We start from the raw sequence: 12,013 nt of genomic DNA on the forward strand, positions 1-12,013 counted from the left end.
AAAATGATAATTTCAATTGTACCTTTCGCTCGATCAACATGCAATCGAGGCCCCGCTGAGCGGACTGCGGGGCGCAATGGACAGGAACATCTCCATGTTGACCGATGCGCTGATAGGCGACGCAGGAAGAATGATCGAACTGGGCTGGAACGACGGCACACGCTGCCGGTTCCATGCCATGTGGCTTCGCGACAACGCACTCGACGACAAGACACGCAGCGCCGGCAACGGCCAGCGACTGATCACCATCCTCGATATTCCAGCCGAGACGCGGATCGGTGCCGCTTCGATCAAGGGCAATGCCGTGGAGATCAGATTCGTGCCCGAGAAGAAGACGGTCAGCTTTCCCGAGGCGTGGCTTCGAGCCAATGCCTATGATCGCGCCGAGGCCCGTCAGTCCGGATGGACCGCCGACGCGGTGCAGCGCTGGACAAGGGCGACGATGCAGAATTCGGTGCCGCGCGCCGGTTATCCGAAGGCAAGCCGCAGCCGCAGTGTGCTGCGGGAATGGCTCTTGGCGGTGAGGGCCTACGGTTTTGCAGTGATGGACGGACTGCCGGCCGAATCCGGCGCTCTGTGCAAGGTCTCCGACCTGTTCGGCTACATCAGGGAGACCAATTACGGGCGCTGGTTCGAAGTGCGCGCCGAGGTCAATCCGAACAATCTGGCCTACACCAATCTCGGCCTCCAGGCGCACACCGACAATCCTTATCGCGACCCGGTGCCGACGCTGCAGATCCTGTCCTGTATCGAGAACACGGTGGAGGGTGGTGAGTCCAGCGTGGTCGACGGGTTCGCCGTGGCGGCCGCCCTGCAGGCCGAGAACCCCGAAGGCTTCCGACTCCTGAGTTCGCATCCTGCCCGGTTCGAATATGCCGGATCGACCGGCGTGCGGCTGCAGGCGAAGCGGCCTATGATCGAACTCGGGCCGGACGGCGAACTGATCTGCATCCGCTTCAACAACCGCTCGCTGGCGCCGACCGTCGACGTGCCTTTCGCCGAGATGGATGCCTACTACGCCGCCTATCGCCGCTTTGCGGAGTTGATCGAGGATCCGGCCTTCGAAGTAACGTTCAAGCTCGAGCCGGGGCAAGCCTTCATCGTCGACAACACCCGCGTCATGCATGCGCGCAAAGCGTTTTCGGGAACCGGGAAACGCTGGCTGCAGGGCTGCTATGCCGACAAGGACGGCCTGCTGTCGACGTTGGCGGCGATCGAGCACGGTTTCAAGGAGGCGGCGGAATGAACCCACATGATCTGAACGCCGGCAACATCGTCGAATTCATCGCCGATATCTTCGAGCGCCGGGGAGCCGAATCCTATCTCGGCGAGCCGGTGACGATGTCCGAGCATATGCTGCAGGGCGCCTGGCTCGCAGAGCAGGATGGTGCGCCGGAAGAACTGGTGGCAGCAGCCCTGCTGCACGATATCGGCCACTACACCAGCGAGTTCGGTACCTATTCGCCCGATGACGTCGAGGACAAGCACCATGACGAGGCCGGCGGCGAGGTGCTGGCGCCGTTCTTCCCGCCGGTCATCGTCGAATGCGTCAGGCTGCATGTCTCGGCCAAGCGCTATCTCTGCGCCACCGACCCGACCTATTTCGACAAGCTGTCGCCGGCTTCGGTTCATACGCTGTCGTTGCAGGGCGGGCCGATGAGCCCGGACGAGGTGGCCGGGTTCCGCAAGAACCCGTTTCACGAAGAGGCGGTGCGCGTCCGCATCTGGGACGAGGGCGGCAAGGTCGCCGACATGAGGACGCGCACGTTTCGCGACTATGTGCCGTTGCTAGAACGCGTGGTGGCGCGGTTCGCGGCCGACCAGGCGGCGTAGCCGATCGCACCGATCAGGAAAGGGAGGCGCGGTCCAAAACCGCGCCTCCCTCGGTTTTTCGCCACGATCTGGCTTATCCCTTGTGGTGAACCTGCTGCAGCCCATAGACGGGCGTCGCAATGCCTTCCTGCCTGGCCTTCAACTGCAGCGACAGGAACTGCGAATAATGGCGCGACTGGTGCAGGTTACCGCCATGGAACCAGAGCGCCTCCTGCTGCGTCGGCTTCCACATGTTGCGCTGCTCACCTTCCCATGGGCCGGGATCCTTGGTGGTGTTCGAGCCGAGTCCCCAGCATTTGCCGACCTTGTCGGCAACCTCCTTTGAGATCAGCTCCGCCGCCCAGCCATTCATCGAGCCGTATCCGGTGGCGTAGACGATGACGTCCGCCGGCAGTTCGGTGCCATCGCTGAGCAGGACGGAATGTTCTTTGATCTCGGCCACATCGACGCCGCTCTTGAGCTTGATGGCGCCATCGATGATCAGCTGCGAAGCGCCGATATCGATGTAGTAGCCGGAGCCACGCCTGAGATATTTCATGAACAGGCCGGAGCCGTCGTCGCCCCAGTCGAGCATGAACCCCGCCTTTTCCAGGCCCTTGTAGAACGCCGCGTCGCGCTCCTTCATCTTCTCATAAAGCGGAATCTGGAACTCGTGCAGGATCTTGTAGGGCAGGGAGGCGAAGATGAGGTCGGCCTTGGCGGTGGTCATACCGTTCTGCACCGCCTGCTCCGAGTAGAGCGCGCCAAGCCCGATATCCATCAGCGTGTCGGATCTGACGATGTGGGTGGTCGATCGCTGCACCATGGTGACGTCGACGCCGGCTTCCCACAGTGCTGCGCAAATATCGTGCGCGGAATTGTTGGAGCCGATGACGACAACCTTCTTGCCGGCATATTGGTCGGGGCCGGGGTGCTTGGAGGAGTGGTGCTGATCGCCCTTGAAATTCTCCATGCCCTTGAACTTCGGCAGATTGGGACGGCCGGACATGCCGGTGGCCAGCACCAGCTGCTTCGGCTTCAGCGTGATGTCCTTGCCGTCGCGGTGGACGACAACCGTCCATTCCTTGTTCTCCTCGTCGTAGGAAGCGCTCTTGGCCTCGGTTGAGGACCAGTAATTCAGCTCCATCACCTTGGTGTACATTTCCAGCCAGTCGCCGATCTTGTCCTTGGGCGAGAAAACCGGCCAGTTCCGGGGAAAATCGATGTAGGGCAAATGGTCATACCAGACCGGGTCGTGCAGGCAGAGCGACTTGTAGCGCTTGCGCCAACTGTCGCCGGCACGTTCATTCTTCTCGATGATGATCGTCGGCACGCCGAGCTGGCGGAGCCGCGCGCCAAGCGCGATGCCGCCCTGGCCGCCGCCGATGATGACCGTATAGGGCTGCGTCTTGAAGCCAAGCTCGGCCGCTTCCTTTTCGCGCTCTTCCTTCCAGGTCGGGCGGTTCTTGCCGGAGCCGTGCTTGGCGCCCATCGGCCGGGCGAAGCCGGCCGGCTCTTCATGCCCTTTCAGCTCGACCATCGTGGTCAGCAGCGTCCAGATCTTGCCGTCCTTCAACCTGATATGGCCGAAGCCGCGCGCCACATCCGTCTCGAAGCTGATCCAGCCGTCGATCACCCCGTTCGCCTCGGTCGCGTCCTCGCCCCTGGCGATGGCGAAATGTGATGGCTTCGTCTTCGACAGCTGGCTTTCCAGCATGTCACGCACCTGATCGCGGCCTTCCATGGTCTTGATATTCCAGGTGAAGGTGACGAGGTCGCGCCAATAACAATCTTCCTGGAAGCATTCGACCGCCTTGTCGACGTCGCCGGCGGCAAGGGCCGCGCCAAATCGTTCGAGAAGGTCGGAAAGCTTCCTGTTCGGGGCCTTGTCGAGCATCAGTTTCCTCCGCGTTTTTGTTGATCGGCCTCGTTGCGAGCTGCCTTTGCCGAGCTTGGGGTCCGGCCTTGGACAGTATCGCGGCAAACCATGGGCCGCGTCACGTCGCCAAATAGTTCGCTTTGTTTTCAGAGGTTTGACCAGCGACCCGACGTCGAGCCGGGTCTAAATGACGGCGTGCGCGTGCTTCGTGCCATGCACCGGGCAAGCCGGCATGAAAGCGGAATCGACCCCATTGACGAACGGCTGCTTTCACCCTTATGGTTCGCCACCATGAAAAAGGCACTCATTCTCGTAGGAAGGCGCGTGGGCAAGGCGGTGTAACCGCCGGGCGAAAACCTCCCATGCGCAACACACAGGCTCCCTCGGGGGCCTTTTTTATTGCCTGAAACACGACTAAACGACCAGCAAATCGCCAGATGGCGGACAGTACGGGACCAAACCGATGAGCAACGGACAGAGCGAGCGGCGCGAAATGACTGGCGCCGAAATGGTGGTGCAGGCGCTGAAGGATAATGGCGTCAAGCATGTCTTCGGTTATCCGGGCGGCGCGGTTCTCCCGATCTATGACGAGATATTCCAGCAGGACGACGTCGAGCACATCCTGGTGAGGCACGAGCAGGGCGCCGGCCACGCCGCCGAGGGCTATGCGCGCTCGACCGGCAAGGCAGGCGTCATGCTGGTGACATCGGGTCCGGGCGCGACCAACGCGGTGACGCCTTTGCAGGACGCGCTGATGGATTCGATCCCGCTGGTGTGCCTGACCGGGCAGGTGCCGACCTCGCTGATCGGTTCGGACGCTTTCCAGGAGTGCGACACGGTCGGCATCACGCGCCCCTGCACCAAGCACAATTGGCTGGTCAAGGACGTCAACGAGCTTGCCGCAACCATTCATGAGGCCTTCCATGTCGCCACCACCGGCCGTCCCGGTCCTGTCGTGGTCGACATCCCGAAGGACGTGCAGTTCGCCAAGGGTTTTTACGTTTCTCCGCAAACCGCGCCACGCACCAGCTATCAGCCGAAGGTGCAGGGTGATCTGGAGAAGATCAAGGCGGCGGTCGAGCTTTTGGCCGGTGCCAGGAAACCGATCATCTACAGCGGCGGCGGCGTCATCAACTCCGGTCCGGAAGCGAGCCATCTGCTGCGCGAACTGGTCGACCTCACCGGTTTCCCGATCACCTCGACGCTGATGGGGCTCGGCGCCTATCCGGCATCTGGCAAGAACTGGCTCGGCATGCTCGGTATGCACGGCACCTACGAAGCCAACATGGCCATGCATGACTGCGACGTGATGGTCTGCATCGGTGCGCGCTTCGACGACCGCATCACCGGCCGGCTCAACGCGTTCTCGCCGAACTCGAAGAAGATCCATATCGACATCGATCCGTCCTCGATCAACAAGAACGTCCACACCGACGTGCCCATTATCGGCGATGTCGGCCGGGTTCTGGAGGATCTCGTGCGGCTGTGGCGGGCAACCGCCAAGGCCGACAAGAAGGCGCTCTATCCCTGGTGGGAGCAGATCGCCAAATGGCGCGCGCGCGATTCGCTCGCCTACAAGATGAACAACGACGTGATCATGCCGCAATATGCCATCCAGCGGCTCTATGCCCTGACCAAGGACATGGACACCTACATCACGACGGAGGTCGGCCAGCACCAGATGTGGGCGGCCCAGCACTACCATTTCGAGAAGCCGAACCGCTGGATGACGTCCGGGGGGCTCGGCACGATGGGTTACGGCCTGCCGGCGGCACTGGGCGTGCAGATCGCGCATCCGAACGCGCTGGTCGTCGATATCGCCGGCGACGCTTCGGTGCAGATGACGATGCAAGAGATGAGTGCCGCGGTGCAGTTCGACGCGCCGATCAAAATCTTCATTCTCAACAACCAGTATATGGGCATGGTGCGGCAATGGCAGCAGCTGCTGCACGGCAACCGGCTGTCGCATTCCTACACCGAAGCCATGCCTGATTTCGTCAAGCTGGCCGAAGCCTATGGCGGCCACGGTATTCGCTGCGACAAGCCGGACGAGCTGGACGATGCCATCAAGGAGATGATCTCGGTCAGAAAGCCGGTGCTGTTCGACTGCCGCGTGGCGACGCTCGCCAACTGCTTCCCGATGATCCCGTCGGGCAAGGCGCACAATGAGATGCTCTTGCCGGACGAGGCGACGGACGAGGCGGTGGCCAACGCCATCGACGCCAAGGGCAGGGAACTGGTTTAGCAGCGGACAGAGGCAGGGCTGTCGCGAGAAGCCGTGCGTAAACAGAGATTAGATCCAAGAGTTTGAAGTCGAGATTCACATCATGAACGCACAGCTACAACCGACCGGCTCCGCCTATTTCATCGCCAAGGAAACGGAAAAGCCCGAGAACCACACGCTTTCAGTGCTGGTCGACAACGAGCCGGGCGTGCTTGCCCGGGTCATCGGCCTGTTTTCCGGGCGCGGCTACAACATCGAGAGCCTGACAGTCTCGGAAACCGAGCATGAGAAACATCTGTCGCGCATCACCATCGTGACGCGCGGCACGCCGCATGTGCTGGAGCAGATCAAGCACCAGCTCGAGCGCATCGTGCCGGTCCACCGCGTCGTCGACCTCACCGTGCGCTCGCAGGAGTTCGGCCAGGAGCGGCCGCTGGAGCGGGAACTGGCGCTGGTCAAGGTCGCCGGCACCGGCGAAGCCCGCGTCGAGGCGCTGCGGCTGGCTGACGCCTTCCGCGCCAGCGTCATCGACGCCAACACCGAGCATTTCATCTTCGAGATCACCGGCAAGGGCTCCAAGCTCGACCAGTTCATCGCCATCATGAAGCCACTCGGCCTGGTCGAAATCTGCCGCACCGGCGTGGCGGCGATGAACCGTGGCCCGCAGGGGATGTAGCACCGGTAAGTTTCTCCACAGCGTGACGACGGGATCGGCCACCGGCCGAGGGTGGCATTTGTGCGGTCGTTGGAAGAGACAATAATACTGGCTTATCTGGGAGGATATCATGTCGCTCGACGCATTCCTCGCCTTGCTTGTCTACGCCTTCGTGACCTCGATCACGCCCGGGCCTAACAATCTGATGCTGCTCGCCTCAGGTGTGAATTTCGGCCTGGTGAGGAGCGTGCCGCATATGTTCGGCATCAGCATCGGGTTTCTTGTCTTGCTGCTGGCGGTCGGCCTTGGTCTTGGCGCCGTGCTGACGGCGTTCCCGGCGCTGCACACCGCGCTCAAGATCGCCGGCGCCGCCTATCTGCTCTACCTTGCCTGGAAAATCGCCATGTCACGCTCGCTCAGCGGCAAAGGCGAGACGAAGGCGCGGCCGATGCGTTTCATCGAGGCGGCGGCGTTCCAGTGGGTCAATGCCAAGGCCTGGGTGATGGCGATCACCGCCATGGCCGTCTACTCCAATCCGGAGCATCCGTTCCTGTCGGTGGCGCTGATCTCGGTGGCCTTCACTATCGTCAACCTGCCGAGTGTTTCAGTGTGGGCGGGATTCGGCACGGCGCTGCGCGGTTTCCTGTCCGATCCAGTGCGGCTGAAATGGTTCAACATCGCCATGGGCGTGCTGCTGGCCGCGACGCTTTGGCCGATGCTGCGGTAAGCTGTCCAGGCTCGCGATCCGGCTTTTGCACGCGATCATAGTGGGCTGCCCATCCATTGTGCAGTGCACATTAAATCTTCGTAATGCCGTGTTTTGGCCCTTTTCCGCCAAAGCCCTGTCCTATCTATTCAGCGAAATCGCGGCAGGCAGTCGTGATTTGAGCTAGAATACGACCACCTGGCTATGGCGTGTCGGACGGAGAGGGTCTTTTGTCGATGCGTGGAAAAGTCATTCTTTCATTGCTTGCGGTCGCCTGCGCAGGCGCGGCCTGTCTCTATCTGTCTCCCGACACGCTGAGCAGGGCCCGGCAGATCATCGGTGCAAAGCAGGTCGCGTCGGACAAGCCGACGCCGGATAGGCAGGATCCGCAGGCAGGGGCCAAGCAGGCGGCCGGCGGCACTGGCGCCCGTTCGGCCTCGATCATCTCGGCCACGGCAACGACGGCCGATTTCCCGGTCCGGCGCTACGCCATCGGCTTCGTCTCCTCTCCCGCCGTGGTCAGCATCAACGCGCGCGTGTCCAGCCAGATCGTGTCGATCGACGTGAAGGACGGGCAGATGGTGAAAACCGGCGATCTCCTGTTTTCGGTGGATGACCGTGCCTTGAAGGCGCAGCTCGCCAAGGATCAGGCGACGCTCGCCAAGGATCAGGCGCTGCTTGCCAGTTCGAATTCCGATCTTCAGCGCGCCAAGGATCTTGTCGCCAAGCAGGCCGGTACGCAGCAGACCTACGACCAGGCCGTTGCCGCGCAGAAGGCGGCGGCAGCGACTGTCGATGCCGACAAGGCGACAATCGATGCAGACAATGTCCAGCTTGGCTTTGCCAGGATCACCGCGCCGATTTCCGGCAGGCTTGGCGCGGTCAACGTTGCCGTGGGCGATCTCGTGACCACGAGCAATGGCAGCAGCAGCACCTCGACCCCGCTCGTCACCATCACCCAGATGGATCCGCTGCAGGTGAACTTCAACCTGCCCGAAAGCAACCTTGCGCTGCTGCACAAGGCACTGGCAAAGCCACAGCAAGGGGCAGTGACCCTGACCCAGGACGGCGACCCGACACCCATTGGCAAGGGCACGCTCGATTTCGTCGATTCCAGCGTCGATACCGCTTCCGGCACCATCGCAACGCGAGCCAGCATACCCAACGCCGATCTGTCGCTGTGGCCGGGCCAATATGTGAATGTCGTGCTCGACGCCGGCATCATGCCGCAGATGACGTCCGTCCCCACGGTCGCGGTGCAGCCCAGCCAGAAGGGGCCGTTCGTCTATGTGGTCAAGCCTGACAACACAGTCGAAATGCGGCCGGTGCAAGTGGCGCTGACCGTGGGTCAGAGCGCCGCCATCAGCGATGGCCTGAAAAGCGGCGAGAAGGTTGTTATCGAAGGCCAGACGCGACTGAAGAACGGGGCTGCCGTGCACGAAGGCAAGGCATCCGCCGGATCCGGCGACCAGGCAGCACCCAAGATCGCGCAAGCGGACAAGGCCGGCGAGGCGGCCCAATGATCTCCGAGTTCTGCATTCGCAGGCCTGTCGCCACCCTCCTGATGTCGTTCGCCCTCGTTCTGGGCGGGCTGTTCGCCTACAAGTTCCTCCCGGTGGCCGCGCTGCCCAGTGCCGAATTCCCTGTCGTCAACGTCTCGGCTCAGCTACCCGGAGCCTCGCCGGAAACGATGGCAACGTCGGTGGCGACGCCGCTGATCAAGCAATTCGCCACCATTGCCGGAATCGATTCGATCTCGACCACCAACTCGCTCGGCCAGACCTCGATCGCCATCCAGTTCGTGCTCAACCGCGACATCGATGCCGCGGCCGCGGACGTGCAGGCAGCGATCGCGCGCACGCAAAGATCGCTGCCGCCGCAGATGACCTCGCCGCCGAGCTATCGCAAGGTCAATCCGGCCGACGCGCCGATCCTTTTGATGTCGCTGGTCAGCGATACGGTTCCGCTGACCGATCTCGATGCTTTCGCCGAAAACGTCATCTCGCCGTCGCTGTCGACCATCGACGGCGTGGCGCAGGTCTCCATCTTCGGCCAGCAGAAATATGCAGTCCGCATCCAGATCGACCCGACCGCGCTTGCCGCGCGCGGCATTTCGATCGACCAGCTGCAGGCGGCGATCGCATCCGCCAACTCCAACACCCCGCTGGGCGTTCTGAAGAACAACAAACAGCAGTTGACGATCACGGCCAACACGCAGCTGACCGACGCCGCCGGATTCTCCAACCTCATCATCGCCACCAAGAACGGTCATCCGGTGCGGCTGGGCGAGGTGACACGCGTCGTCGATTCGGTGCAGACCACGACGACTGCAAGCTGGTATGACGGCACGCGCGCGATCATCATGGCGGTGCAGCGCCAGCCCGACGCCAACACTGTCGATGTCGTCGACAAGGTCAAGGCGATGCTGCCGTCCTTCCAGGACCAGATGCCGGCCGCCGCCCAGATCAAGCTGCTCAACGACCGTTCGACCTCGATCCGCCAGGCCGTGGACGACGTGCAGTTCACGCTGCTGTTGACCATCGCGCTGGTGGTCATGGTGATCTTCGTGTTCCTGCGCCGCGTTACGGCGACCATCATCCCGGCCGTGGCGGTGCCGATCTCGTTGATCGCCACGCTCGGCGCGATGTTCCTGTTCGGCTTTTCCATCGACAACATTTCGCTGATGGGCCTGACGCTCGCGGTCGGCCTCGTCGTCGACGACGCTATCGTGATGCTGGAAAACATCTTCCGTCACATGGAGGAGGACGGATTGTCGGCTTTCGATGCGTCGCTGAAGGGCGCGCGCGAAATCGGCTTCACCATCATCTCGATTTCGATCTCGCTGGTGGCCGTGTTCATCCCGGTGCTTCTGATGGGCGGCGTCATCGGGCGCATCTTCAACGAGTTCGCCGTCGTGGTGACGGTCGCCATCCTGGCGTCGATGTTCGTGTCGCTGACGCTGACGCCGATGCTGTGCTCGCGGCTGCTGTCGGTGACCAAGGCCGACCGCGAGGCGCATGGCGATGGCCACAGGCGCGATTTCATCACCCGCGGCTACGACCGGATCCTGAGCTTCTGTCTGCGGCACACTTTCCTGGTGTTCCTGGTCTTCATAGGCACCGCGGCGGCGTCGGTGTGGCTGATCGAGGTCTCGCCGAAGGGCTTTTTCCCGCAGGAGGATATCGGCCAGATATCGGTGACGACCATCGCGCGCCAGGACATCTCGTTCGACGCCATGGCAAAGCTGCAGGGGCAGGTGGCCAGCGTCTTCTCGCATTCGCCCTATGTCGACCATGTTGCGTGGTCGGCGGGCAGCGGCAACAATGCGCTCAACCAGGGGCAGCTTTTCGTCCAGCTCAAGGGCAAGGACCAGCGGCCCAATATCGAGAAGGTGCTTGCCGATCTGCGCAAGCAATTGGCCGGCGTCGCAGGCATCGAGACCTACATGCAGCCTGTGCAGAATCTGAGGCTGGGTTCGCGCTCGTCTGCCAGCGCCTACCAGCTCGTGGTTCAGGGCCTCGACACCGGCCAGACAGACATCTGGGCGCAGAAACTGAATGACGCGATGACGGCCGATCATGCGACCTTCACCGACGTCACCAGCGATTTGCAGAACAATGCGCTGCAGGCGACGCTGGTGGTGGATCGCGACAAGGCGGCCCAGCTCGGCATCGACACCGACACGCTGCGCTCGGCGCTTTATGGCGGGTTCGGCACCGACCAGGTTTCGACGATCTTCGGCTCCGCCGACAGCTACGAAGTCATCACCGAGCTCGATCCCAAGATCGAGTGGTCGCCGGAGCGGATGCTGGCCATCCAGATGCGGACGGCGAGCGGCTCCCTGGTTCCGCTTGGCGCCTTCGCCCGGGTCGATCGCACGGCCGGCGCCTTGACGGTCAACCAGCTCGGCCAGCTTCCGGCCGTGACGATCTCCTATAATCTGCCGCAAGGCGTGGCGCTCGGCGACAGCGTGAGCCGCATCGACGCGCTCAAGGAGCAGATCGGCATGCCGGAGACGATCTCGACCAGCTTTGCCGGCACAGCCAAGACCTTCCAGGATTCGCTCGCCAACCAGGGCCTGCTGATCGGCGGCGCGATCCTGACCATCTATATCGTGCTTGGCATTCTCTATGAGAGCTTCATCCATCCGCTCACGATCCTCACAGGCTTGCCATCGGCTGTGCTGGGAGCGGTTGTCGCCTTGCGCTTCGCCGGCATGGACCTGTCCGTCATCGCGGTGATCGGCATCCTGATGCTGATCGGCATCGTCAAGAAGAACGGCATCATGATGGTCGACGTCGCGCTCGAATTGCGACGAGAAGGAATGTCGGCCACCGAGTCCATCCACAAGGCCTGCCTGATGCGGTTCCGGCCGATCATGATGACGACGCTGGCCGCCTTGATGGGCACGTTCCCGATCGCGCTCGGCACGGGCGCCAGCGCGGAGCTGCGCCAGCCGCTGGGCGTCGCCGTTGTCGGCGGTCTGCTCGCCTCGCAGGCGCTGACGCTGTTCGTCACACCGGTAATCTATGTCTACATGGAAAATTTCTCGGGCTGGCTGGTCGGGCTGATGCCGAAGCGCAAGCCCGAATTGCATCTGGTCGAAGCGGGGGATCAGCCTTCGCTGTTCGACGATGATGACGAAATCCGAGGCGAGCCGCAAAAGACGGCCGCGGAGTAGTGTATCCGCGTCGCGCCCACTGGCCCAAGTCGTCATGCTTGCGGCCGGCGGATCGC

At 62.4% G+C, this 12,013-nt stretch carries 8 protein-coding genes; 7 read left to right on the forward strand and 1 reads right to left on the reverse strand.

Going from position 1 to position 12,013, the window contains the following annotated elements; translation table 11 throughout:
* Window positions 1–94: 94 nt before the first annotated feature.
* Together FJ940_RS13865 and FJ940_RS13870 are read left to right on the forward strand one after the other, a co-directional pair.
* Window positions 95–1,246, forward strand: coding sequence for a gamma-butyrobetaine dioxygenase (locus FJ940_RS13865; protein ID WP_140656825.1), 1,152 nt, complete (start codon window positions 95–97; stop codon window positions 1,244–1,246).
* Window positions 1,243–1,833, forward strand: coding sequence for an HD domain-containing protein (locus tag FJ940_RS13870; protein ID WP_140516488.1), 591 nt, complete (start codon window positions 1,243–1,245; stop codon window positions 1,831–1,833). Before FJ940_RS13865 ends, FJ940_RS13870 begins: the two co-directional genes overlap by 4 nt.
* Window positions 1,834–1,906: 73 nt before the next feature.
* Here FJ940_RS13870 and FJ940_RS13875 read toward each other — a convergent pair whose 3' ends face one another.
* A complete protein-coding gene (locus FJ940_RS13875; protein WP_140559561.1) occupies window positions 1,907–3,709 on the reverse strand; it encodes an NAD(P)/FAD-dependent oxidoreductase in 1,803 nt (600 codons plus the stop codon).
* 445 nt (window positions 3,710–4,154) lie between these two features.
* On the opposite strand from FJ940_RS13875, the gene FJ940_RS13880 reads away from it, so the two are divergent.
* The 5 genes from FJ940_RS13880 to FJ940_RS13900 all read left to right on the forward strand — a co-directional run bounded on the left by FJ940_RS13880 (window position 4,155) and on the right by FJ940_RS13900 (window position 11,957).
* Window positions 4,155–5,936 (forward strand): acetolactate synthase 3 large subunit, encoded by a 1,782-nt coding sequence (locus FJ940_RS13880; RefSeq protein WP_140656826.1) that lies wholly within the window; start codon window positions 4,155–4,157, stop codon window positions 5,934–5,936.
* An 82-nt stretch (window positions 5,937–6,018) separates the two neighbouring features.
* A complete protein-coding gene (gene ilvN, locus FJ940_RS13885) occupies window positions 6,019–6,591 on the forward strand; it encodes an acetolactate synthase small subunit (protein ID WP_023676680.1) in 573 nt (190 codons plus the stop codon).
* 109 nt (window positions 6,592–6,700) lie between these two features.
* The gene (locus FJ940_RS13890; RefSeq protein WP_140516483.1) at window positions 6,701–7,297 is read left to right on the forward strand and encodes a LysE family translocator; all 597 of its coding nucleotides are present in this window, start codon (window positions 6,701–6,703) and stop codon (window positions 7,295–7,297) included.
* A gap of 215 nt (window positions 7,298–7,512) precedes the next feature.
* Window positions 7,513–8,799, forward strand: coding sequence for an efflux RND transporter periplasmic adaptor subunit (locus tag FJ940_RS13895; protein ID WP_140656827.1), 1,287 nt, complete (start codon window positions 7,513–7,515; stop codon window positions 8,797–8,799).
* A complete protein-coding gene (locus FJ940_RS13900) occupies window positions 8,796–11,957 on the forward strand; it encodes an efflux RND transporter permease subunit (protein ID WP_140579975.1) in 3,162 nt (1,053 codons plus the stop codon). Before FJ940_RS13895 ends, FJ940_RS13900 begins: the two co-directional genes overlap by 4 nt.
* Window positions 11,958–12,013: the final 56 nt, after the last annotated feature.

Source organism: Mesorhizobium sp. B2-3-7 (assembly GCF_006442695.1).
In the GTDB taxonomy this organism is placed as follows: domain Bacteria; phylum Pseudomonadota; class Alphaproteobacteria; order Rhizobiales; family Rhizobiaceae; genus Mesorhizobium.

Excerpts from the sequence above, each read along its gene's own strand:
- FJ940_RS13865 (WP_140656825.1), top strand. The coding sequence starts at position 95 with ATGTTGACCGATGCGCTGATAGGCGACGCAGGAAGAATGATCGAACTG.
- FJ940_RS13870 (WP_140516488.1), top strand. The coding sequence starts at position 1,243 with ATGAACCCACATGATCTGAACGCCGGCAACATCGTCGAATTCATCGCC.
- FJ940_RS13875 (WP_140559561.1), bottom strand. The coding sequence starts at position 3,709 with ATGCTCGACAAGGCCCCGAACAGGAAGCTTTCCGACCTTCTCGAACGA.
- FJ940_RS13880 (WP_140656826.1), top strand. The coding sequence starts at position 4,155 with ATGAGCAACGGACAGAGCGAGCGGCGCGAAATGACTGGCGCCGAAATG.
- ilvN (WP_023676680.1), top strand. The coding sequence starts at position 6,019 with ATGAACGCACAGCTACAACCGACCGGCTCCGCCTATTTCATCGCCAAG.
- FJ940_RS13890 (WP_140516483.1), top strand. The coding sequence starts at position 6,701 with ATGTCGCTCGACGCATTCCTCGCCTTGCTTGTCTACGCCTTCGTGACC.
- FJ940_RS13895 (WP_140656827.1), top strand. The coding sequence starts at position 7,513 with ATGCGTGGAAAAGTCATTCTTTCATTGCTTGCGGTCGCCTGCGCAGGC.
- FJ940_RS13900 (WP_140579975.1), top strand. The coding sequence starts at position 8,796 with ATGATCTCCGAGTTCTGCATTCGCAGGCCTGTCGCCACCCTCCTGATG.